Annotated in this window: 20 protein-coding genes; 10 read left to right on the top strand and 10 right to left on the bottom strand. The window is 62.8% G+C overall.

Going from position 1 to position 22,499, the window contains the following annotated elements; all coding sequences use genetic code 11:
- Window positions 1-218 precede the first annotated feature (218 nt).
- The 4 genes from C9E81_RS18340 (at window position 219) to C9E81_RS18325 (ending at window position 2,960) form a co-directional block, all read left to right on the top strand.
- Window positions 219-1,118: an MBL fold metallo-hydrolase gene (locus C9E81_RS18340; RefSeq protein ID WP_122113801.1), complete on the top strand. Its 900-nt coding sequence runs from the start codon at window positions 219-221 to the stop codon at window positions 1,116-1,118.
- A gap of 94 nt (window positions 1,119-1,212) precedes the next feature.
- Window positions 1,213-1,767, top strand: coding sequence for a thioredoxin family protein (locus tag C9E81_RS18335; protein ID WP_122113800.1), 555 nt, complete (start codon window positions 1,213-1,215; stop codon window positions 1,765-1,767).
- Window positions 1,764-2,447, top strand: coding sequence for a phosphoglycolate phosphatase (gene gph, locus C9E81_RS18330; protein ID WP_122113799.1), 684 nt, complete (start codon window positions 1,764-1,766; stop codon window positions 2,445-2,447). Before C9E81_RS18335 ends, gph begins: the two co-directional genes overlap by 4 nt.
- Before the next feature lie 84 nt (window positions 2,448-2,531).
- Window positions 2,532-2,960: a TIGR01244 family sulfur transferase gene (locus C9E81_RS18325; RefSeq protein ID WP_122113798.1), complete on the top strand. Its 429-nt coding sequence runs from the start codon at window positions 2,532-2,534 to the stop codon at window positions 2,958-2,960.
- A gap of 43 nt (window positions 2,961-3,003) precedes the next feature.
- On the opposite strand, the gene C9E81_RS18320 is transcribed toward C9E81_RS18325, so the two are convergent.
- The 6 genes from C9E81_RS18320 to C9E81_RS18295 form a co-directional block, all read right to left on the bottom strand.
- Window positions 3,004-3,348 carry an arsenate reductase family protein gene (locus tag C9E81_RS18320; protein ID WP_122113797.1) on the bottom strand — a complete coding sequence of 115 codons (345 nt, stop codon included), beginning with the start codon at window positions 3,346-3,348 and terminating at the stop codon, window positions 3,004-3,006.
- 137 nt (window positions 3,349-3,485) lie between these two features.
- Window positions 3,486-4,799 (bottom strand): DUF3422 family protein, encoded by a 1,314-nt coding sequence (locus C9E81_RS18315; protein WP_122113796.1) that lies wholly within the window; start codon window positions 4,797-4,799, stop codon window positions 3,486-3,488.
- Between the two features lie 14 nt (window positions 4,800-4,813).
- Window positions 4,814-6,250 carry an NCS1 family nucleobase:cation symporter-1 gene (locus tag C9E81_RS18310; protein ID WP_122113815.1) on the bottom strand — a complete coding sequence of 479 codons (1,437 nt, stop codon included), beginning with the start codon at window positions 6,248-6,250 and terminating at the stop codon, window positions 4,814-4,816.
- A gap of 211 nt (window positions 6,251-6,461) precedes the next feature.
- A complete protein-coding gene (locus tag C9E81_RS18305) occupies window positions 6,462-7,904 on the bottom strand; it encodes an NAD(P)(+) transhydrogenase (Re/Si-specific) subunit beta (protein WP_122113795.1) in 1,443 nt (480 codons plus the stop codon).
- 10 nt (window positions 7,905-7,914) lie between these two features.
- Complete coding sequence (locus C9E81_RS18300; protein ID WP_122113794.1) at window positions 7,915-9,489, bottom strand: Re/Si-specific NAD(P)(+) transhydrogenase subunit alpha; 1,575 nt, start codon at window positions 9,487-9,489, stop codon at window positions 7,915-7,917.
- A gap of 229 nt (window positions 9,490-9,718) precedes the next feature.
- Complete coding sequence (locus C9E81_RS18295) at window positions 9,719-10,480, bottom strand: hypothetical protein (RefSeq protein WP_122113793.1); 762 nt, start codon at window positions 10,478-10,480, stop codon at window positions 9,719-9,721.
- A 179-nt stretch (window positions 10,481-10,659) separates the two neighbouring features.
- On the opposite strand from C9E81_RS18295, the gene pepN reads away from it, so the two are divergent.
- Window positions 10,660-13,236: an aminopeptidase N gene (gene pepN, locus C9E81_RS18290; RefSeq protein ID WP_122113792.1), complete on the top strand. Its 2,577-nt coding sequence runs from the start codon at window positions 10,660-10,662 to the stop codon at window positions 13,234-13,236.
- 42 nt (window positions 13,237-13,278) lie between these two features.
- A complete protein-coding gene (locus C9E81_RS18285; protein ID WP_243698718.1) occupies window positions 13,279-14,190 on the top strand; it encodes a lysophospholipid acyltransferase family protein in 912 nt (303 codons plus the stop codon).
- Window positions 14,191-14,399: 209 nt separating this feature from the next.
- On the opposite strand, the gene C9E81_RS18280 is transcribed toward C9E81_RS18285, so the two are convergent.
- From C9E81_RS18280 to C9E81_RS18265, 4 genes are read right to left on the bottom strand one after another with little or no spacing between them, the layout of a single operon-like run.
- A complete protein-coding gene (locus C9E81_RS18280) occupies window positions 14,400-14,669 on the bottom strand; it encodes an Rdx family protein (RefSeq protein WP_122113791.1) in 270 nt (89 codons plus the stop codon).
- Window positions 14,670-14,684: 15 nt separating this feature from the next.
- Window positions 14,685-15,797: a glutamate 5-kinase gene (gene proB, locus C9E81_RS18275; RefSeq protein WP_122113790.1), complete on the bottom strand. Its 1,113-nt coding sequence runs from the start codon at window positions 15,795-15,797 to the stop codon at window positions 14,685-14,687.
- Window positions 15,785-16,816 (bottom strand): GTPase ObgE, encoded by a 1,032-nt coding sequence (gene obgE, locus C9E81_RS18270; RefSeq protein ID WP_122113789.1) that lies wholly within the window; start codon window positions 16,814-16,816, stop codon window positions 15,785-15,787. The genes proB and obgE overlap by 13 nt, the downstream gene beginning before the upstream one ends.
- 32 nt (window positions 16,817-16,848) lie before the next feature.
- Window positions 16,849-17,295, bottom strand: coding sequence for a bleomycin resistance protein (locus C9E81_RS18265; RefSeq protein WP_122113788.1), 447 nt, complete (start codon window positions 17,293-17,295; stop codon window positions 16,849-16,851).
- Between the two features lie 105 nt (window positions 17,296-17,400).
- Here C9E81_RS18265 and C9E81_RS18260 point away from each other — a divergent pair, with 105 nt between their 5' ends.
- From C9E81_RS18260 to C9E81_RS18245, 4 genes are all read left to right on the top strand, one after another.
- The gene (locus tag C9E81_RS18260; RefSeq protein ID WP_122113787.1) at window positions 17,401-18,804 is read left to right on the top strand and encodes a protein adenylyltransferase SelO; all 1,404 of its coding nucleotides are present in this window, start codon (window positions 17,401-17,403) and stop codon (window positions 18,802-18,804) included.
- A 74-nt stretch (window positions 18,805-18,878) separates the two neighbouring features.
- Window positions 18,879-19,559 (top strand): endonuclease/exonuclease/phosphatase family protein, encoded by a 681-nt coding sequence (locus C9E81_RS18255; RefSeq protein WP_122113786.1) that lies wholly within the window; start codon window positions 18,879-18,881, stop codon window positions 19,557-19,559.
- Between the two features lie 69 nt (window positions 19,560-19,628).
- Entirely contained in the window at window positions 19,629-20,903 is a 1,275-nt protein-coding gene (gene eno / locus C9E81_RS18250; RefSeq protein WP_122113785.1) for a phosphopyruvate hydratase, read from the top strand.
- Window positions 20,904-21,165: 262 nt separating this feature from the next.
- Window positions 21,166-22,290, top strand: coding sequence for a TRAP transporter substrate-binding protein (locus C9E81_RS18245; protein WP_122113813.1), 1,125 nt, complete (start codon window positions 21,166-21,168; stop codon window positions 22,288-22,290).
- Window positions 22,291-22,499: the final 209 nt, after the last annotated feature.

The following is a 22,499-nucleotide window of genomic DNA, read 5'->3' as shown; positions in this document are numbered from 1 at the left end:
TTCAGATCGCGTTCGCTCATCAATACCCATCCCATGACCGTCCCCCGAATTGTTATTTGCTTGGCTCGTCGGGGGAGTGTGACATTCCTGCTTTGCCAATGTGGGACATTTTAGCATTGCTGCTATATCCACAATCGTAATAATCAGTATTATGGAACATAAATGCAATGTCGCCATCGAACCCTGCATGTTAGCCTGCCGGCAAATCGGAGATTCGCATGAAGCTGAAACGTCGTCGCCTGTTGCAATGCGCCGCCGCCTTGAGCCTGATCGGAACACGCAGTTGGGCCGTCACCGAAGCTGCCTTCGGTGATTTTACAGTTCACAGCGTCTCGGACGGAAAACTCGTCTTGCCCGTCGGTTTTCTAACCGTCCCGGGCGACGATCAAACCGAAGCCCGGGAAATCCTGTCAGAAGCAGGTATCAGCGGAGAAAGTTTCGACTCGCCGCTCAATCTGACGCTCATGACGCGCGGCGACGAGAAAATCCTGTTCGACACGGGCTCTGGCTCCGGTTTCATGCCGACGGCCGGGAAACTGACCGAAGCACTGGCCGCGATCGACATTTCGCCGGATCAGATCACCCATATCGTTTTCACGCATGCGCATCCCGATCATATCTGGGGTGCCCTGGATGATTTCGACGAGCCGGCATTCGCGAACGCCCGCCATATGATCGGACGTGTCGAGCGCGATTACTGGCTCGATCCAGCCACGCCCGGCCGGATCGATTCAGACCGGTTGAGTTTTGTTGCCGGCGCGAAACGGCGCATCGAGACCTTGGGTGATCTGCTCGAGGTCTTCGAGGATGGCGACGAAGTGCTGCCGGGGATCCGCGCGGTGATGACCCCCGGACACACGCCGGGCCATGCAAGCTTTGACCTGGATGGACAGTTGTTTGTCATCGGCGATGTCGTGACCAATCCGCATCTGGCTTTCCGGCGACCCGATATCTTGTCGGGCAGTGATCAGGAACCGGAAATTGCCGCAAAAACAAGGATTAAGGTGTTGAATTTTCTTTCAGAATCAAATATCAATATCCTTGGGTACCACCTGCCTGACGGTGGAATCGGCAAGGTTCGGCGTGACGGCGGCGGTTTTGCCTTCATCACCGGCTGAGATGCGGCTCCGGTTCACCCTGCGACCATTGCCCGCCTTGCTCTTGCGGCAAGGATCGGAAAGATTTGGCGCGATCATGAGAAAGGAGGGCCCGATGGCTGTTTCACCCCCCGTATGCGATTTCGGTGCGCCATGGCATGATTTCACCCTGCCCGATCCGGATGGCCGCAGCTACTCTCTGGACCAGATCAAGGGGGCCAGGGGCACGCTGGTCATGTTCATCTGCAACCACTGCCCCTATGTGCAATCGGTGATCGACCGGATCGTGCGCGACGCAAAGGACCTGCAGGCAGCCGGGATCGGTGTCGTCGCCATTTCCGCCAATGACGTGGCCGAATACCCGCAGGACAGCCCCGAGCGGATGAAGATCGAGGCCGAAAAACACGGCTTCACCTTTCCCTATCTCTATGACGAGACGCAGCGGGTCGCGCGTGCCTATGGCGCCGAATGCACCCCGGATTTCTTTGGCTACAATGCCCATGGCGAGCTGCAATATCGTGGCCGGCTCGACGCCTCGCGACGCACCGCCGGCCCCAGTGACGCGCGCAGAGAGTTGTACGAGGCCATGATCCGGATCGCAGAAACCGGAAAAGGTCCGGAAGAACAAATACCTTCGATGGGTTGCTCGATAAAATGGAAGATCGCATGAACGTTTGCATGGCCCCCTGCCCCGTGGTGTTCGATCTTGACGGCACCCTGATCGACAGCGCTCCCGATATCCATGCCTGCGTCAACGCGGTGCTTCGCGAGTTTCATGTTCCGCCCCTGACCCTGGACCAGGTGCGCAGCTTCATCGGCGGCGGGGTCGAACTATTGTGGAAAAAGATCGTCGCCGCGACGCACACGGATCCGGGCAAGCAACAGGATATGCTGGCCGCCTTCATGGCGCGATACCATACGGCGACCTCGCTCACGCGGCTATTCCCGAATGTCGAGGAAACATTGGGTATTCTGGCGGATCGTGGCCATCCCCTCGGTATCTGCACCAACAAGCCGCTGCGTCCGACCGAGGCCATTCTGGATCACTTCGGCATCCGAGCACTCTTCGGCCATATCATCGGCGGGGATTCGCTGGCCGAGAAAAAGCCCGATCCCGCACCACTGCGTGCGGCGCTCGCGGGACTGGGCGCGCATCCCGAGGCGCCGCAGGCCGTCTTTGTCGGCGACAGCGAGTTCGACGCGGCCTGCGCGGCTGCCGTGCCGGTGCCCTTCGTGATCTACAGTCACGGATACCGGCAGACTCCTATCGATCAGCTTCCGCACCTTGCCGCCTTCGATGATTTCACGGCCCTTCTCGGTCTGATCGAAACGGCCAGCGTTTCCGCATAGCGCCGTATCGCCGGAAGCTTGACATCGGCACGTCAAAAGCGGCAATCCCATGACGAAACGTCAGCCAAACCGAAAGGGCCCAACATGGATCTGCGTCAGCTCAATCCTGGCCTCGCCGTCTCTCCCCAGATCCAGCCCGAAGATGTATCCCGGCTTGCCGAGGCCGGGTTCAAGGTGCTGGTGAACAACCGGCCCGATGAAGAGGTCGAGGCCGAAATCGATCACGAGGCGATGGCGCGTGCGGCAGAGGCTGCCGGGATGAGCTATCACTATCTGCCTTTCTATCCCGGCCAGATCACCCCGGCGCTGATTTCGGATTTCGCGCTTGCGATTTCGGGACAGGCCCCGGTCATCGCCTATTGCCGTTCCGGCAATCGCTGCACAGTGCTCTGGGCCTTGACGCAGGCGGGCAAGCGCCCGGAGAATGAAATTCTCGAGACAGCGGCAAAGGCGGGCTACGATCTGTCCTCCATCCGCCCGCTTCTGGCGTCATTGGCCAATCGTCGGGAGTAAGGCGACTCCGAAGCTTCTTATCTCAGGAACCGCCTAGCCTGCCTTACACCGGAACGCCAAGGGCACGTTTGACATTGGCCGTCCATCCCTGCAGCCGCAGATCACCCGCCGCGATGGCCGGGCGCTTCATGACACTGGGTTTTTCGCCCATCATCCTGACCGGGTCGGCGGCGCGCTCCTGTTCGGACATGCCGCGCCAGGTCAGGCTTGCACGGTTGATGATCTTTTCGCCCCATTCGCTGACGAGCGTTTCGCGCTCGGCCTCGGAGAGCGGCTCTTTCTGGACATCACGGAAATGAACCGTCCAGCCCTGTTTCTCCAGTTCCGCTTGCGCCTTCTGGCAGGTCGAGCAATGGGCGAGTCCGTATAGCGTCAGGTTTCCGGCCATGAATCACACCATCGGCACGAATGGAACGCCGCAGGCGGACAGGCTCAGCAATGCGGCAATGGCGGCGAAAAGCTTCATGTTATCATCCTTCGTTGACCAGTAAGGGCGTTATCCCGTGTCGCATATGCGCGGGCAATTCACAAATCCGCGCCGTGAGGGTCATGGGAAGGATGCAGCCGTTGCTTGATACGCCGCATGCTCCACCAGACGGTCAGAACCGCCACCGGGGTCAACGCAGCGATCAGATAGGGCTTGTCCACCCCGATCTGCTGCGCCAGAGGATAGAGCGCATAGGACAAGAGCCCGACGGCGTAATAGCTGATGGCAACGACGGACAATCCCTCGACCGTATGCTGCAGGCGCAATTGCAGGTCGGCGCGGCGGTCCATGCGTTCAAGTAAAAGCTGGTTCTGGGCCGAGCGCTCGACATCCACCCGGGTGCGCAGCAATTCACCGGCGCGGTTGGCGCGTTCGATCATGGTCCGCAGCCGTTCCTCGGCCGAGTTCACGGTCCGCATGGCGGGCTGGTAGCGGCGGCGCATGAACTCGGTCAGCATCTGCCGCCCGGACAGCCTTGTTTCGCGCAGGGCATTGATGCGGTCCCTGACGATCGCCTCATATGCCTTGGTGGCGCCAAAGCGAAAGGAGTGCTGCACAGCCTGGGTTTCCAGCTCCGCCGATACCGCCAGCAGTTCCTGCAGCACCTCGTCGGCGGGGCGGCTGTCATCGATCATGCCGTCAACGATGGCCGACAGCCGCGGTTCCAGCTCATTGAGACGGCGGCTTAAGGACCGCGCCCGACCAAGTCCCAGCATCGACATGGCGCGATAGGTCTCCAACTCGACCAGCCGATGCACGATCCGGCCGATCCGGCCATCGCTGGCATCCGGACGCACGAAAAGCGCAAAGCGCATCCAGCCATCGGCATCGATGCGGAAATCACCCGCGATCATCGCCGCTTCCTCCAGCACCCAGACAGTGGTCACGCTGTCTTGTGCGAACCATGCGCCCATCCGGTCCAGCGCCTCTTGCGGGTCATCGGGCAGGATGTCGACCTGCACAATCACGGCTGCGATCCGTTTGCCCGGCGCATTCCGTTGCCATTGCTCGGGAAAAATAGAGGCGGCACTGGGATCAAAGGGGCGGATTGGCAGTCCGGACGTCATCGCCATATAGGTGACGAACTCGGTATGGCTTTCCCATTTCAGGTCATGCCGCCCCAGCCTGCCCTGATAGTGGCTGTCCTCGGGATCCGGGCGCGGCCCGCCATGGCGATTTGTCAGCTCGAGCAGATGCGCCATGTCCACAGCACGGTCGCGATTGGCCGCGTCGCGAGGCTCCTTGAAGGCCACAAAAACGCAGGTGGAGGGCGCGGTCAGGCGGGGCGAGGGCCGGGCGTGAAGTTCGTTCACCAAAGCATAACGCAAAGGATGTTCGGTTTCCGGGCTCACGCCTGCCTCCTTGCCTATTTCCGGCCGCAAAGCAGGATATACAGAATCCCGCCAAGGACCGCACCGATCAGCCAGCCGAAACCTGACAGCGCCTGCAGCGCCGGCAGCCACACCGTTCCGATAGAAAACAGCGCCGCCAATCCCACTGCCATGATTGCCCGCCTGTTCCAACCGCCATCATAGTAGTAGCGGCCCGAAGGCTCGGCCGTGAACAGCTGATCTACGACGAGCTGACGCTTTTGCACCACGTAGTAATCGGCGATCAGGATTCCGTAAAGCGGCGCGAGAATCGCTCCGAGCGTATCCACGAAACCGGCGATGCCTATCTTCGAGATCAGCGACACCCACAGCGCCCCGATGACAAAGGCGATGGCGGCGGTGATGATCCCGCCGGTTCTGGCGTTGATCCTCGACGGCGACATATTGGCGATGTCATAGGCCGCCGGGATGAAATTGGCGACCAGGTTGATCCCCACAGTGGCGGCAAAGAAGGTCACGGCGGCAATCAGCGTCAGGGCAAGGCTGTCCACCCGCTCGACAATCGCGGTGGGATCGGTCAGGCGCTCTCCGAACAGCACGACGGCGCCCGCGGTAATGAACAGCGCGATGAAGGAAAAGAATGCCATCGATACCGGCAGGCCCCAGAAATTGCCGCGGCGCATCTGGCCTTCGGTTTTCACGAAGCGCGAGAAATCGCCGAAATTGATGACCACGGCGGCGAAATAGGCGACCATCGTGCCGACCACTGCGACAAACCCGGCCAGGGTGCTGCGCTCGCTTTCCGCCGCGCCCTGGAAGATCGCGCCAATCTCGGACCAGATGCCGTTTCCGGCTTTCCACCAGATCATCAGCGCCAGAGCGATCATTACCGCATAAACGAAAGGTCCGGCCCAGTTCAGGAACTTGCCGACCCATTCGATGCCCATCAGGAATAGCCCGATCTGGAATCCGGCGACGATGATATAGGCGACCCAGTCCACCCCGGTCAGGCCAAGGAAACCCCCTGCCCCGGCCTCGATTCCGAACAGCGCCCGGATCGCCAGCGCAACGGCGGTCGAGGCGAAATAGGTTTGCACCCCGTACCAGAAGATCGCCACGATCCCGCGCACCAGCGCCGGGAACCGGGCACCACGCACGCCCATCGCGGCGCGCGCCATCACCGCATAGGGAACGCCGTAGCGAACCGAGGGGCGGCCCGACAGGTTGACCAGCCACATCACCAAAAGCCCGGCGACAACGATGGCGGCAAAGGTCAGCCAGCCGTTCAGCCCGTAGCTGAGAAACAGCGATGCAGCCAGCGTATAACCGAACAGGCTCTGAATGTCGTTGTTCCAGACATTGAATATCTCGAATGCACCCCAGTTCCGCCGTTCATGCGGGATCGGAGCGAGATCCTCGTTGTAAAGCGACGGATCGCCGCTGCCGATATGCGTGAATTCATCCGGTGTCATTATGCAGTCCCCTCGCCCATATGTGACATGGCCATGACACTGCGAACCGGCGCGGTCAGGCAAGCGCGCAATCGCCAGGACAACCTCTGGCAGCATTGAAACTGTTTTCCGGACTTATTGCTAGTCGCACTGCTCAGGCAGGTGGCAGATGCGGGCCGAATCGCATGGATGCCGGCAACAGGGGGCGCCGCGAAGCGCCCCCGGGAAGTGATCAGTCAAGCAGCGGGATCAACTTGTTCACCGATTCATTTGCATCGCCATAGAACATCCGTGTGTTCTCCTTGAAGAACAGCGGGTTCTCGATGCCGGAATAGCCGGTGCCCTGTCCGCGCTTGGAAACGAAGACCTGTTTCGCCTTCCAGACCTCCAGCACCGGCATGCCGGCGATCGGGCTGTTGGGATCCTCTTGCGCGGCCGGGTTCACGATGTCGTTCGAGCCGATGACGATCACCACGTCGGTGGAGGGGAAATCCTCGTTGATCTCGTCCATCTCCAGCACGATGTCGTAAGGCACCCGCGCCTCGGCCAGCAGCACGTTCATGTGACCGGGCAGACGGCCCGCGACCGGGTGGATGGCAAAGCGCACCTCCTTGCCCGCCGCCCGCAGCTTGCGGGTCAGCTCGCTGACCGCGGCCTGCGCTTGCGCCACCGCCATGCCATAGCCCGGCACGATGATCACGCTGTCGGCCTCGTTCAGCGCCGCCGATACACCGTCGGCATCGATGGCGATCTGCTCGCCATCGATCTCTGCCGCCGGGCCCTGCTCGCCGCCAAAGCCGCCAAGGATGACGCTGACGAAATGCCGGTTCATCGCCTTGCACATGATATAGCTGAGGATCGCACCCGAAGAGCCGACCAGCGCGCCGGTCACGATCAGCAGATCATTGCCGAGCGTAAAGCCGATGGCCGCGGCGGCCCAGCCCGAATAGCTGTTCAGCATCGACACGACCACCGGCATGTCGGCGCCGCCGATGCCCATGATCAGGTGCCAGCCGATGAAGAAGGCCAGAAGCGCGATCAGGATCAGCCAGAACACGCCCGAGCCGACGCCGCTGCAATAGAGGATGCCGAACAGGATCGACAGCCCCAATGCCCCCGCGTTCAGCATATGCCCGCCGGGCAGCTTTTTCGGCTTGCCATCGACGCGGCCCGCCAGTTTGCCGAAGGCCACGACCGAGCCGGTGAAGGTCACCGCCCCGATGAAGATGCCCAGGAAGACCTCGATCTTCAGCATCGCCAGTTCGGCGGGTGTCTTGTGCGCCAGGACGGCGGCAAAGCCCTGGAACTCATGCGCGGCGGCCTCGGCCTTGATGCGCAGCACGCGGGCCAGTTCGATCTGGGCGTTGAAGCCCACGAACACCGCGGCCAGACCGACGAGGCTGTGCATCGCGGCGACAAGCTGCGGCATCTCGGTCATCTGGACGCGCTTGGCGACCACCCAACCGACCGCGCCACCGATGGCGATCATCACGATCGACAGGAACCAGTTGCCCGCGCCGGGGCCGAACAGCGTGGCCAGCACGGCCAGCGCCATGCCGACGATACCATACCAGATCGCGCGCTTGGCGCTTTCCTGACCCGAAAGCCCACCCAGAGACAGGATGAACAGGATCGCGGCGACCACATAGGCGGCAGTGGTGAATCCGTATTCCATCATCCCCTCCTTACGACTTCTGGAACATGGCGAGCATGCGGCGGGTGACGAGGAAGCCACCGACGATGTTGACCCCCGCCATCAGCACGGCAAGCGCCGCGAGGATCAGCACCCAGGCAGAGCCCGAGCCGATCTGCATCAGCGCGCCGAGGATGATGATCGACGAGATCGCGTTGGTGACCGCCATCAGCGGCGTGTGCAACGAATGCGCGACATTCCAGATCACCTTGAAGCCCACGAAACAGGCCAGCACAAAGACGATGAAATGCGACATGAAGCTGGCCGGGGCGACAAGTCCCACCAGCAGCAACAGGATTCCGCCCCCGGCCAGCAGCGCGACCTGAGACCTGGTTTCCGCCTTGAAGGCCGCGACTTCCTGCGCCCGCTTCTCCTCGGGCGTCAGCTCCTTGGGCTTTTCCTTGGGTTTTTGCGCCGCGATCGCCGCGACCTTGGGCGGAGGCGGCGGGAAGGTGACATCATGATCATGCGCGACCGTGGCGCCGCGGATCACGTCATCTTCCATGTCATGCACGATCACACCGTCTTTCTTTGGTGTGAGGTCGCCCATGAAGTGCCGGATATTGTTACCGTAAAGCTCGGAGGCCTGCGCCCCCATCCGGCTGGCGAAATCGGTATAGCCGATGATGGTCACGCCGTTCTCGGTGACGATCCGTTCATCCGCGACGGTCAGTTCGCAATTGCCGCCCTTTTCGGCGGCCAGATCGACGATGACGCTGCCCTGCTTCATGGCCTCGACCATGTCGCGGGTCCACAGCACCGGTGCATCCCGCCCGGGAATCAGCGCGGTGGTGATGACCACGTCCATATCGGGGGCGAGTTCGCGGAATTTCTCGAGCTGCTTCTCGCGGAACTCGGGGCTTGAGGGCGCGGCATAGCCGCCCGTGGCGGCCCCGTCCTGCGCCTGCTCCTCGAAATCGAGGAACACGAATTCGGCGCCCATCGATTCGATCTGCTCGGCCACCTCGGGGCGGACATCAAATGCGAAGACCTGTGCGCCAAGGCTGGTCGCCGTGCCGATGGCGGCCAGCCCGGCCACGCCCGCACCCACGACCAGCACCTTGGCCGGAGGCACCTTGCCCGCCGCCGTCACCTGCCCGGTGAAGAAACGGCCGAAATTATTCGCAGCCTCGATGACCGAGCGGTAGCCGGCGATATTCGCCATCGAGGACAGCGCGTCCATCTTCTGCGCCCGGCTGATCCGCGGCACCATGTCCATCGCGATGGCGGTGATGCCCTGCTCTTTCGCCTTTTCCAGCAGTTCCGCGTTCTGCGCCGGGTAAAAGAACGAGATCAGCGTCTGCCCCTCGCGCATCTGCCCGATCTCGGCATCCGAGGGCTGGCGCACCTTGGCAACGACATCGACTGCCCTGATCAGGTCTGCGGCCGTCTTCTCGACCGTGACCCCGGCCTTCTCATAGTCGGAATCCATGAACCCGGCCCGCGCTCCGGCACCGGATTCGACAAAAACCTCGTGTCCAAGCTTCTGGAGATGCGCAGCCGAAGACGGCGTGATCGCCACCCGTGCCTCGCCCTCGTAGCTCTCCTTCAAAGCGCCAATCTTCATGGCGTTCTAGCCCCCCATTCTCTGAGTTCGCAACCGGCTCTGCATAGCATCGCGCAATAATCTTTCACAAGGGCGCGATGAGGCGATATCTCATGAAATATGCTTATTGTGTAGGGCAACCAAAGGTTGACAGACATTCGGCGGTGATTCTGTCGGACGCGGCATGAAAAGGCCGCGCGAAGAACTCGCGCGGCCCGTTTTCGGAAGTCCGTCCCGTAAAGAAAGACGATCAGTTCCCGGTCGTCTCACCCTCTGCAGCAGGCTCTTCAATGGTGATCGCGTTATCAAGCGCGTCAGCCGCATCCTGTGCCGCACCCTCGACAGCCGCGGCGGCATCAGAAGCGGCATCCTGCATGGTGTCGGCAGCGCTGCTCTCTTCGGCGGCCGCACCTTCCTCGGTGGTTGCGTCGTCAGTGGCTGCACCTTCGTCAGTGGTTGCCGCATCGCCGGTGCCGGTTTCGCTATCCGTCGCCGCTTCGCTGTCGGTCGCACCTTCTTCGGTGGTAGCGGCATCGTCGCCGGTGGTTTCTTCCTCGGTCGCCGTCGCATCATCGGCAGCAGCGCCATCAGCCGACTCGCCCGTCGTTTCTTCGGTCGTGGCGGCGTCATCGGAGGCTTCATCCGTCGCGGTGGCCGCATCGTCCGTAGCTTCGGCTTCGGCATCAGCGTTGTCGGCAGCAGCCTCGGCTTCGGTCGCTGCCTCATCGGTCGCGGCCTCGGTATCAGTGGCGGCGTCCGTTTCCGCCGCGGCATCGTCAGCCGGAGCCTCCTCGGTCGTTACGGTTGTCGTGTCACCTTCGGTCGCCGCTGTATCTTCACCCATGAAACGCTGCAGAACGAACCAGGCCAACGCCAGCGCAACCAGCACACCGATGATCAGCGGCAGCGGCGACGAGCGACGCTCAACCGGCTCGACATAGGTCTCTTTCGGAGCCGCCGGATCGCTGTCGACGGGATTGGTGCGGTTGGGATCGTTGGGATCGTATGTCATTGCTGGCCTCCTTAATGACTTCTTAACACCCTCTCGACATCCACCTCTGGGTCAGCAGCGCCCATGTGTCAATCGATAACCTGTCTCGCCCGGCTTGCGGCCCGGCTCACAGGCGATTAACACCTTGGGTGGTGTCCAGTTCCCTGAACCTAGACACTTTTTTATGGCGGAGAGTGAAAATGACCCGATCCGGAGACACCGATAGGCGGTTTCTTGCCGATTATCGCCCCTACCCCTTCATCCTCGAACAGACCGGGCTCAGCTTCGATCTGGCGCCCGATGCGACCCGCGTAAAGGCCGATCTGGCGCTCAAACCTCGTGGCACGGTCGAGGACCTGGAACTCGACGGGGGCAAGGATCTAAGGCTGATGTCGATCCTGATCGATGGCACCGCCCCCGATCCCGACCATGTCCGCCGCGACGGTGAATGCCTGATCATCGCCGCCGCCGCCCTGCCCGACGGCCCGTTCACCCTCACCACCGAGGTAGAGATCGACCCTTCCGCCAATACCGCCTTCGAGGGGCTGTATATCTCGGGCGGGATGTTCTGCACGCAATGCGAGGCCGAGGGTTTCCGCCACATTACCTTCTATCCCGACCGTCCCGACGTGATGGCCCCCTTCCACGTCACCATCCGCTCGGACCAGCCGGTGCTGCTGTCGAACGGCAACCCGGTCCGGCAGGAGGAAGGGCTGGCCGAATGGCATGACCCATGGCCCAAGCCCGCCTATCTCTTCGCGCTGGTGGCGGGCGATCTCGTCGCCATCAGCGACCGTTTCACCACGAAATCCGGGCGCGATGTCGCGCTGAATGTCTGGGTGCGCCCAGGGGACGAGGACCGCGCCGGTTTCGCCATGGAATCGCTGATCAAGTCGATGAAATGGGACGAGGATGTTTACGGGCGCGAATATGACCTGGACGTGTTCAACATCGTCGCCGTGGATGATTTCAACATGGGCGCGATGGAGAACAAGGGGCTGAACATTTTCAACTCCAAGCTGGTGCTTGCCTCGCCCGAAACCGCGACCGACGCCGATTACGAGCGTATCGAGGGTGTGATCGCGCATGAATATTTCCACAACTGGACCGGCAACCGCATCACCTGCCGCGACTGGTTCCAGCTTTGCCTCAAGGAAGGGCTGACGGTGTTCCGCGACCAGCAGTTCACCTCGGACATGCGCAGCGCGCCGGTCAAGCGGATCGGCGATGTCCAGGCCCTGCGCGCCCGGCAGTTCCGCGAGGATCAGGGACCGCTGGCCCATCCGGTGCGGCCCGAGGAATACGAAGAGATCAACAATTTCTACACCGCCACCGTCTATGAAAAGGGCGCCGAGGTGATCGGCATGCTCAGGCGGCTGGTCGGCGATGACGGCTATGCCAAGGCACTGGATCTCTATTTCGAGCGCCATGACGGTGACGCGGCGACGATCGAGGATTGGCTTAAGGTCTTCGAGGACGCCACCGGCCGCGACCTGACGCAGTTCAAGCGCTGGTATACCGATGCCGGCACCCCGCATCTGAAGATGACCGAGGAATGGAGCGGCGAAGGCCGGCTGGTCCTCAATTTCAGCCAGCACACGCCGCCCACGCCGGGACAGGATGAAAAGCCGCCGCGCGTCATCCCCATCGCCGTCGGGCTGATCGGCCCGAACGGAGACGAGGTCGCCGCGACCCGCATGCTGGAAATGACCAAGGCCGAGCAAAGCTTTACCTTCGATGATCTCGGTGCCCGCCCGGTCGTGTCGGCGCTGCGCGGCTTTTCGGCCCCGGTGATCCTGGAACGGCAGATCGACAACGCGACCCGCGCCTTCCTGTTGGCTCATGACACCGATCCATTCGCAAGATGGGAGGCCGGGCGCGACCTCGCCCTGTCGGCCCTGACCGCATTGGCGCAGGGACAGGAGGGCGGCGGCGAATATGTCGATGCCATCGGCCAGCTGGCCGCCGATGCCTCTGCCGACCCGGCCTTCCGTGCGCTCTGCCTGAACCTGCCCGGCGAGGAAGAGATCGCGACCCGCCTGTCCGCCTCCGGGATCACCCCCGATCCCGACGCGATCCATACGGCGCGAAACGGGCTTGCCCGGCGCGTAGCCGAGGCTCATGCCGATCTGCTGTCCTCGCTTTACGACGAGATGACGGTCCCCGGCCCCTATTCCCCCGATGCCGAGGCGGCTGCGCGGCGGGCACTGCGCATCGCGGCGCTTGGATTACTCAACCGCATCGATCGCGGCGACCGGGCCGAGGTCCTGTTCGGCACCGCCGGCAACATGACCGAGCGCATGGCCGCGCTGACCTGCCTGATCCGCCGAGGCCGTGGACAGGCGGCCCTGCAGGCGCTGCACCAGCAATTCGGTGACAACCGGCTGGTGATGGACAAGTGGTTCGCCGTCCAGCCCATGGCCGCCCCCCCCGAGCAGGCGGCTGAAGTCGCGCGCCGGCTGTCGGGGCGCAAGGATTTCGACTGGAAGAACCCCAATCGTTTCCGGTCGCTTCTGGGCGGGCTGGCCGCGAACCATGCCGGTTTCCATGCCCCGGACGGCGCAGGATACGACTTCACCGCCGACTGGCTGATGAAGATGGATGCCGTCAATCCGCAGATCGCCGCCCGCCTGTCCACCGCCTTCGAGACCTGGCCCCGCTATGATGCCGGTCGCCGCGCCAAGGCCAGGGCTGCCCTGGAGCGGATGGCCGCGATGGAGGGGATCAGCCGCAACATGCGCGAGATGGTGTCGCGGATGATTGCCGCCGGTGAATGAGCCCGCTTGTGGTTGCGCGTGGAGCGGGGCAAGATACCCGGAATGAGTGAGCATGACCTTGATGCAAGGGCCGAGATGCAGGCCCGCCTGGACCCGCTGATCGCCGAGCGGGCTCCGTGGCTTTATTCGCCGAAAGCCCATCATCGGCTGGTGCGCCGGTTGATGATGAGGCTTCTGCAATATCCACGCACGATCGAACTTGGCGCAGAGTTCCGCGACCTGCCCACCCCCGAGATCATGCGCCGGATGACGCAGCTGATTGTGCGCGATGTCCGCGTCGAGGGGATGGAGCATCTGCCCGCGACCGGTCCCGCGCTGATCGTCTCGAACCATCCGACGGGCATCGCCGACGGTATCATCATGCATGCGCTGATCTCGCCCTTGCGCGACGACCTGTTCATCTATGCCAATCACGACATGATCCGGGTGCTGCCGCAGACAGTGGATCTGATCGCGCCCGTCGAATGGCGGCAGGAAAAGCGCAGCCATGCCAAGACCAAGGCGACGATGGATTACACCCGCCAGGCACTGGAAGCCGGGCGTATCGGCCTGATCTTTCCGTCGGGACGCCTTGCCAAGCGGCGCGGGACGGTGCTGCACGAGCGGCCATGGATGGCCAGCGCCGCGATGATAGCCCGCAAGTTCGGCGTGCCGGTCATTCCGCTGAATATCCGTGCCCGCAACTCGTTGCTGTTCTATCTGCTGGACGCGATTCACCCCACTTTGCGCGATGTGACCCTGTTCAACGAGGTTCTGAACAAGGCCGGCCAGTCCTATCGCATCACCATCGGCCAACCGATCGACCCGGCCAGCTTGCCCCGCAGCAGCGAGGAGGCAATCGCGGTGCTGCGCGATGCGGCGCTGAGCCTGCCCGCGCCGGGCTCCGACGCCGCAAGGCTGATGCATGAACGTGGCCGGGGCCGTTTCGTGCGCTCGCGTCAGCGCGTGGCCTGATTGGGTTCCGTGATGGCCGGGGCTCTGTCCGTCGCCACTGGTTTCCGAACCGGTGGCGCAGCATCCGGCGCCCCCGGGGCATTTTCATGAAGAAGAACAGTTAAGACGTGATCGAGTTCAAGCCACCCGGATGGGCATGGCAGCGCCCGTGAGATTGGCTTGGGCGGCGGATGAGACCCATGCCGCATGAGCCATCATCGCCGCGATGGCTATCGGTCCAGATGTCCGAGCGATTGTTCGGGCGAGATCCGGTCGCGGATGCGCTGCTTCAATGTCCTGATATCGGGAAAGCCGCCATCGCGCTTGCGTTCCCACAGCATTTCTCCGTCGAGCGTGATGTGGAACACCCCGCCGGAATCGTCGGGGACAAGCGTGACATTCAGATCGGTTCCGAAGGTGGACAGGCATTCCTGCGCATACCAGCCCGCGCGCAGTAACCAGTTGCATCCCGTGCAATAGGTAATCACCAAACTGGCCATCCGTTCTCCCTTTCTTCACAACGCCATATCGTCTCGATGAACCAGTGCCGCGCGGCCCGGATAGCCGAGGATCGTCTCGATCTCGGCCGAGTGGTGTCCCCTGATGCGGCGTGCCTCGTCGGCGGTATAGCGGGACAGGCCGGTGGCCAATGTCTCTCCGGAGGGGCCGGAAATCGCTACCGGATCGCCGCGCCCGAAATCGCCGGCAACCGCGCGCACCCCGGCAGGCAACAGGGATTTGCCGCGGCGCAAGGCATCTGCTGCACCCCGGTCGATGGTCAGGACGCCCTTGGGTTTCATCGCCGCGATCCAGCGTTTGCGGGCGGTTTGCGGATCGGCTTCGGGCAGGAACCAGCTTGCGCGCGCGCCTTGGGCCACAGCCGTCAGCGGGCGCATGACCGAGCCTTCTGCGATCGCCATGGCGCATCCCCCGGCGATGGCGGTGCGGGCCGCCATCAGCTTGGTCTTCATGCCGCCCTTGGACAGGCCCGAGACGGGATCGCCGCCCATCGCCTCGATCTCGGGGGTCAGATGCGCGATGACCGGTAAATGCCGTGCGGCCGGATCGGTCTTGGGATTGGCGGTATAGAGCCCGTCCACATCCGACAGCAACAGCAATTGATCGGCCCCGCAGGTCACCGCGATCTGCGCGGCCAGCCGGTCATTGTCACCATAGCGGATCTCGTCGGTGGCGATGGTGTCGTTCTCGTTCACGATCGGCACGACGCCAAGCGACAGCAACGTCTGCATCGTCGCCCGGCTGTTCAGGTAACGCCGCCGCTCGGCGCTGTCCTCCAGCGTCAGCAGGACCTGCGCCGTCGTCACCCCATGCGGGGCGAGCGCCTCTTCATAGGCGCGGGCAAGGCGGATCTGGCCGACAGCCGCCGCCGCCTGCGCCTGTTCCAGCGGCAGGGCACCCGGCGCAAGGCCCAGGACCCGGCGGCCAAGCGCGATGGATCCGGACGAGACCAGCACGACATCGGTTCCGCGCCGCCGCCATTCTGCCACATCGTCGCACAGGCCCCGCAACCAGTCGCCGCGCAGCCCGTCGGGGCCGACCAGCAAGGCCGAGCCAATCTTGATGACCAGCCGGCGGGCCGAGCCAAGGGAAGGGGCTAGGGCTGCCATGGCGTGTCGGGCTCGTCATCTTCGGTTTGCCGGGTCGGTGCGATCCCGGTCCAGAGCGCGCGCAGCACCTCGGTCACACCCTGCCGTGCGACACCGGACATCAGATGCACCGTCTCGCCGATCTCCGCCTCCAGCGCGGCGCGGCGTTCGGCGATGGTATCATCGTCCAGCGCATCGATCTTGTTCAGCGCGGTGATGCGCGGCTTCGACATCAGCACCGGGGAATAGGCGGTAAGCTCGGTCAGGATCGTGCGGGCATCGGCAGCGACATCCTCGGACGTGCCGTCGACCAGGTGCAGCAAGACTGCGCAGCGCTCGACATGGCCGAGGAAGCGGTCACCGATCCCCCTGCCCTCGCTGGCGCCCTCGATCAATCCCGGAATATCGGCCATAACGAATTCGCGGCCATCCACCCCGACCACGCCAAGATTTGGGTGCAGCGTGGTGAAGGGATAATCGGCGATCTTGGGCCGGGCATTGGATACCGCGGCAAGGAAGGTCGATTTGCCCGCATTCGGCAGGCCGACCAGCCCGGCATCGGCGATCAACTTGAGCCGCAGCCAGATGGTCCGCTCCACTCCCGGCTGACCGGGATTGGCATTGCGCGGCGCACGGTTGGTCGAGGTCTTGAAATGCAGGTTGCCCCAACCGCCATTGCCGCCCCTTGCCAGCAATACCCGCTGGCCCGGCTCGGTCAGATCGGCGATGACGGTTTCCTCGTCCTCTTCGAGGATTTCGGTTCCGACCGGCACTTTCAGCACAATGTCGTCGCCGGATTTTCCGGTCATCTGGCTGCCCATGCCGTGCTGGCCGGACTTGGCAAAGAAATGCTGTTGATAGCGGAAATCGATCAGGGTGTTCAGCCCCTGCACCGCTTCGGCCCAGACATCGCCGCCCCGCCCGCCATCGCCGCCATCAGGGCCGCCATATTCGATGAATTTCTCGCGCCGGAACGAGACGCAGCCGGCGCCGCCGCCACCCGAGCGGATATAAACGCGTGCCAGATCGAGAAATTTCATCGGCTTTGCTCCTTTGATGTCCGCCCGGACGGTTATGCACTGGCCTGGAAACGCAGCAGGTATCCGTCAGGATCCTGAACCAGGAATTCGCGGGTAACCGACCAGCCACAACCCACGCGATACTTTTTCTCCTCGACCGGACGGAACAACGGCCATCCGGCTTTTTCCAAAGTGGCGGCAATCGGTTCGACCGCATCGACGCTCATCTGGAAATTCACACCTCGGCCAAAGGGACGTTCCAGAGAACCAGTGGCCCATTCCCCATTGAATTGGCACAACATGATCTGCAATGCGCCTCTCTGAAGATAAGCAAATCCCGAATCGGGCCGCGAATAGGCGATGGAAAAGCCCAGCAGGTCGCACCAGAAGCGCAGGCTTTCATCGAGATCACTTACGTCAAGTTCGGGAACCAGCGAGGCGAAACCGCCCTCGGGCTTTCCGCCATCCGACGCGGCGCTGTTCCGCTCAGCCTGATCCATATCCACCGATGCTCCTTTTCCAGCAGGCGATACGCGGATGCGGCGACTCGTGCAAGGGATGGCAAATCGCGCTGGCCTGCTTATCTAGAGGAAAAGGAGTCCCACATGATCCATTTCGACAACAGCTATGCGCGGCTGCCCAAGGGGTTCTTCGCCCGCATCGACCCGACTCCGGTCTCTGACGCGCGGCTGGTCGCCCTGAACACGGATCTCGCAGAGCGGTTGGGGTTGGAGGTGGACTGGCTGCGTGGCCCCGAGGGCGTGGCGATGCTGGCCGGAAATGCGCTGCCCGACGGGGCGGAACCGATCGCGCAGGCCTATGCCGGGCATCAGTTCGGGGGCTTCGTGCCACAGCTTGGCGATGGCCGGGCCGTGCTGCTGGGCGAGGTGGTGGCGCCGGACGGGGCGCGCTTCGACATCCAGCTCAAGGGCAGCGGCAAGACCCCGTTCTCGCGGATGGGCGACGGGAGGGCCTGGCTGGGGCCGGTGCTGCGCGAATATGTGGTCAGCGAGTTCATGGCGGCCATGGGCGTGCCGACGACGCGGGCACTGGCGGCAGTGACCACGGGCGAAACCGTCTGGCGCGAGACCGCCCTGCCCGGAGCGTTGCTGACACGGGTGGCGGCCAGCCATATCCGGGTCGGGACGTTCCAGTATTTCGCCGTCAGGGGGCGCGAGGACGCGCTGGCGGCGCTGACCGAACATGTCGTCGCGCGGCATTATCCCGATGCGTCCTGCCCGCTGGACATGCTCGACAAGGTGGTGGAGCGGCAGGCGGAAACCATCGCGCGATGGATGGCGCTCGGCTTTATCCACGGGGTGATGAATACCGATAACATGGCTGTCTCGGGCGAGACGATAGATTACGGTCCATGCGCGTTTATGGATGCATATCATCCGGATACGGTATTTTCCTCGATAGATCAGATGGGCCGCTATGCCTGGGCGCAGCAACCGCAGGTCGCGGTCTGGAACCTGGCGCAACTGGCTACCTGCCTGATTCCACTGATGGGCGAACGCGAAGCCGCGATCAAGGCGGCAACCCGTTCGGTGCATCGTTTCGCGCCGCTTTACCAATCGGCATGGCTGCGGCGCTTTGGTGAAAAGCTGGGGCTGCGGGATGCGGGCGAGAATATCCAGCCGCTGGTTGAGCGCCTGCTGACCATCATGGCCCGGCAGCGTGCTGATTTCACCCGCGTCTTTTGCGGGCTGTGCGACGACTCGGCGCGCGACGAGTTCGCCGATCCAACGAAATTCGACGAATGGGCCGAGGACTGGCGGTCCTTCTGCCCGGATGACGAGGTCATGGCGAAAGCCAATCCGCTGCGCATTCCCCGCAACCACCGCGTCGAACAAGCGATCGCATCGGCTGTAGCAGACGACCTGACCCCGTTCGAGCGGCTGTTCGATGCCGTGACCCATCCGCATGAGGGCCGCCCGGAATGGAGCGATCTCGCCGCCCCTCCCCGTCCCGAAGAGATGGTCCGGCAGACCTTTTGCGGAACCTGAAGATGATGCGCCCCGGCCTTTGCAACGGCCCGATCCCGGCATAACCTGCGCATAGTCAAGAGGGACACAGCGGCGTGTTGAGGCTGGCCAGTTACAATCTGCACAAATGCCGCGGCCTGACCGGTCCGCATGCGCCGGAACGCAATCTCGCCGTCATCCGCGATCTCGCCCCCGACATCATCGCCTTGCAAGAGGTCGATTTCCGCTTTGGTGCCCGTCCCGAGGCCCTGCCCCGTGCGCTGATCGAACGGGAAACGGGGCTGGTTCCGGCCGATATCACCGGAACGAGCGAAAGTTCCCTGGGCTGGCATGGCCAGACGATCCTGATGCGCCCTGATCTGGCCCGGTCGGCCGTCTTGCGGCGCCTGCCGCTGCCGGGGCTGGAGCCGCGCGGAGCCGTCGCGTTGCGCCTGCCCCGACTGACGGTGATCGGCCTGCATCTGGGATTGACGCGATCCTCGCGCCGGGCGCAGCTTGCCCGGATCGCGGCCAAGGCCGGGCGGATCGGCAACGGCCACGTCGTCATGATGGGCGATTTCAACGAATGGCGGGATGACCGGGGGCTGGAAATCCTGTCGGATTTCAGGACCGTGGCGCCGGGGCCATCCTATCCCGCGCCGCTGCCGCGGCTGAAACTGGATCGTTTCGCCATCTCGCCCGGGCTGGAACTTGTCGCCGCCGGTGTGTTCGCCGGAGCGCGGGCGCGCGAGGCTTCGGATCACCTCCCGATCTGGGCCGATATCCGGTTGCCGTGACAATTGTTGCTTTCGACTTCGCGCCGTGCCGGTTATGTAGGCGCTGACGATGACCAACGGAGGCTATCCATGACCGCCATCTTCGATATTTTCGCCCGCGAGATCCTCGACAGCCGCGGCAATCCGACCGTCGAGGTCGATGTAACCCTGGAAGACGGCACGATGGGCCGCGCGGCAGTTCCCTCCGGCGCCTCGACCGGCGCGCATGAGGCGGTGGAACGGCGCGATGGCGACAAATCGCGCTATCTGGGCAAGGGCGTGCTGGAAGCCGTCGCCGCCGTGAATGGCGAGATTGCCGAGATGCTTGTCGGCGAAGACGCCACCGAACAGCGGGCCATCGACGCGCTGATGATCGATGTGGACGGCACCCCGAACAAGGGCCGCCTAGGTGCGAATGCGATCCTGGGCGTGTCGCTGGCCGTGGCCAAGGCCGCCGCCGAGAGCTGCGCTCAGCCGCTTTACCGCTATGTCGGCGGGACGGGCGCGCATGTGCTGCCGGTGCCCATGATGAACATCATCAATGGCGGTGAGCATGCCGACAATCCCATCGATATCCAGGAGTTCATGATCATGCCGGTCAGCGCGGAAAACATCCGCGACGCCGTGCGCATGGGCTCCGAAGTGTTCCACACGCTGAAGAAAGAGCTGTCCGCGGCGGGGCTGGCCACCGGCGTCGGCGACGAGGGCGGTTTCGCCCCCAATCTGTCAAGCACGCGGGACGCGCTGGATTTCATCCTGAAAGCCGTCGAGAAGGCCGGCTACAAGCCCGGCGACGACATCATGCTGGCGCTGGATTGCGCCTCGACCGAGTATTTCAGGAATGGCAAATACGAGCTTGCCGGAGAAGGAAAGTCCCTCTCTCCGGAAGAGAATGTCGCCTATCTTGCCGCGCTCTGCGGTGACTACCCGATCCTGTCGATCGAGGATGGCTGCGCCGAGGATGACTGGGACGGCTGGAAGCTGCTGACCGACAAGCTGGGCGACAAGGTGCAACTGGTCGGCGACGACCTGTTTGTGACCAATCCCACCCGCCTTGCCGACGGTATCGCCAGGGGCTGCGGCAACAGCCTGCTGGTCAAGGTCAACCAGATCGGCACCCTGTCGGAAACGCTTGACGCCGTGCGCATGGCCGACCGCGCCCGCTATACCAGCGTGATGAGCCACCGCTCGGGCGAGACCGAGGACGCCACGATTGCTGATCTCGCCGTCGCCACCAATTGCGGCCAGATCAAGACCGGCAGCCTCGCCCGCTCGGACCGGCTGGCGAAATACAATCAGCTGATCCGGATCGAGGAAATGCTGGGCGCGACCGCCGTCTATGCGGGCCGCTCGATCCTGCGCTGACAGGCTCCGGCCCCTGCCCGAACAGGCAGGGGTCATCTGATCCGGCGCATCTTTGCAAGTGAATTTCTTTAATTATTATGCGCTTGCACTAGAAATCTCGAAGATGAGTGGATGCATCCGGATTTTTCGCGCCCGATAGTCTTATGCCCCTCGACAGCCGCCGATCACCGGCTAAACTGCGGCCGGTGACAGGCGGCAAAACCAAGGGGGCGATACCCCCACCGCCCAACTCGGAGGAGAATAGATGAAAGATTCCAAGAAACTGGACCGCCGGTCCTTCCTTGCACGCGCCTCGGTCGGCGGTGCCGCCGCCGCCGCCGGATCGACATTGGCCGCCCCGGCGATCGCACAGGAATCCCCAACGATCAACTGGCGCATGGCGTCATCCTTTCCGAAATCGCTCGACACCATTTATGGCGGCGGAGAAGAGCTCTCTACGCGGCTGAAGGAAGCCACCGACGGAAAGTTCAACATCCAGGTTTTCGCCGCTGGCGAGATCGTCCCGGGCCTCGACGCGATCAACGCGGCGACCGACGGGACCGTGGAATCGGCGCATTCCGTGGGCTATTACAACTGGGGCAAGGACCCGGCCTTTGCCTGCGGCGCCGACCTTCCCTTCACCTTCAGTGCGCGGGCCAAGGCCGCCTATAACTATCATGGTGGCGGGATCGAGAATTACAACGAATTCCTCGACCAATACAGCCTCGTCGCCTATCCCGGCGGCAATACCGGTGTGCAGATGGGTGGCTGGTATCGCAAGGAAATCAAATCCCTGGAGGATATGAAGGGCCTGAAGATGCGGATCGCGGGCCTTGCCGGGCGCGTAGTCGAGAAACTGGGCGTGGTGCCGCAGCAGGTTGCCGGAGGCGATGTCTATCCCTCGCTGGAAAAGGGCACCATCGACGCCGCCGAATGGGTTGGCCCCTATGACGACAGCAAGCTGGGCTTCCAGAAGGTCGCACCCTATTACTATTATCCGGGTTTCTGGGAAGGCGGGCCAACGGTCAGCTTCTTCCTAAACAAGGCAAAATTCGAGGAATTGCCCGAGAATTACAAGTCGCTCCTGCGCACCTGCTGTCAGGCAGTGGACCAGAACATGCTTGCCAAATACGACATCAAGAACCCGACGGCACTCAAGGAACTGGTCGGATCGGGGGCTCAGCTTCGCTCTTTCAGCGAGGATATCCTGACTGCCGCATTCGAGGCATCGAACGAAGTCTATGCAGAGCTTTCGGGCGAGAATGAATGGTTCAAGAAGCAGTATGAAGCGATGCTGCAATATCGCGACGACTGGTATCTCTATGCCCAAACCGCGGAATATTCATTCGATACCTTCATGATGATCCAGCAGCGTAACGGTAAGCTGGCAGTGAATGGTGGTGAATAAGGGCGTGTAACGGCCAGTTGCCGGGGATTCATACCCCGGCAACCGGAGTGATTTTGCAAAGGACCTCGCAGAGCTATCGGCTGGCAGCCGGATATAATACATCGCGAGGCTTGGGCGGCGGCTGCGTCCGGGCATGAAATTGCCCGATTAATACAAGGTCAAATCGAAAACCACCCTTTCTCGGGCGATACGTGCCTCCTCCTATGAGT

Origin of the sequence: Paracoccus alkanivorans, assembly GCF_003697785.1 — a bacterium.
In the GTDB taxonomy this organism is placed as follows: Bacteria; Pseudomonadota; Alphaproteobacteria; order Rhodobacterales; family Rhodobacteraceae; genus Paracoccus; species Paracoccus alkanivorans.
Note: the sequence above shows the minus strand (reverse complement) of the source record. Positions and strands in the feature narration are given on the sequence as shown.

Bases quoted from the DNA above. Each gene is read 5' to 3' on its own strand.
- C9E81_RS18340 (WP_122113801.1), top strand. From the start codon at position 219: ATGAAGCTGAAACGTCGTCGCCTGTTGCAATGCGCCGCCGCCTTGAGC.
- C9E81_RS18335 (WP_122113800.1), top strand. From the start codon at position 1,213: ATGGCTGTTTCACCCCCCGTATGCGATTTCGGTGCGCCATGGCATGAT.
- gph (WP_122113799.1), top strand. From the start codon at position 1,764: ATGAACGTTTGCATGGCCCCCTGCCCCGTGGTGTTCGATCTTGACGGC.
- C9E81_RS18325 (WP_122113798.1), top strand. From the start codon at position 2,532: ATGGATCTGCGTCAGCTCAATCCTGGCCTCGCCGTCTCTCCCCAGATC.
- C9E81_RS18320 (WP_122113797.1), bottom strand. From the start codon at position 3,348: ATGGCCGGAAACCTGACGCTATACGGACTCGCCCATTGCTCGACCTGC.
- C9E81_RS18310 (WP_122113815.1), bottom strand. From the start codon at position 6,250: ATGACACCGGATGAATTCACGCATATCGGCAGCGGCGATCCGTCGCTT.
- C9E81_RS18305 (WP_122113795.1), bottom strand. From the start codon at position 7,904: ATGGAATACGGATTCACCACTGCCGCCTATGTGGTCGCCGCGATCCTG.
- C9E81_RS18300 (WP_122113794.1), bottom strand. From the start codon at position 9,489: ATGAAGATTGGCGCTTTGAAGGAGAGCTACGAGGGCGAGGCACGGGTG.
- C9E81_RS18295 (WP_122113793.1), bottom strand. From the start codon at position 10,480: ATGACATACGATCCCAACGATCCCAACCGCACCAATCCCGTCGACAGC.
- pepN (WP_122113792.1), top strand. From the start codon at position 10,660: ATGACCCGATCCGGAGACACCGATAGGCGGTTTCTTGCCGATTATCGC.
- C9E81_RS18285 (WP_243698718.1), top strand. From the start codon at position 13,279: ATGAGTGAGCATGACCTTGATGCAAGGGCCGAGATGCAGGCCCGCCTG.
- C9E81_RS18280 (WP_122113791.1), bottom strand. From the start codon at position 14,669: ATGGCCAGTTTGGTGATTACCTATTGCACGGGATGCAACTGGTTACTG.
- proB (WP_122113790.1), bottom strand. From the start codon at position 15,797: ATGGCAGCCCTAGCCCCTTCCCTTGGCTCGGCCCGCCGGCTGGTCATC.
- obgE (WP_122113789.1), bottom strand. From the start codon at position 16,816: ATGAAATTTCTCGATCTGGCACGCGTTTATATCCGCTCGGGTGGCGGC.
- C9E81_RS18265 (WP_122113788.1), bottom strand. From the start codon at position 17,295: ATGGATCAGGCTGAGCGGAACAGCGCCGCGTCGGATGGCGGAAAGCCC.
- C9E81_RS18260 (WP_122113787.1), top strand. From the start codon at position 17,401: ATGATCCATTTCGACAACAGCTATGCGCGGCTGCCCAAGGGGTTCTTC.
- eno (WP_122113785.1), top strand. From the start codon at position 19,629: ATGACCGCCATCTTCGATATTTTCGCCCGCGAGATCCTCGACAGCCGC.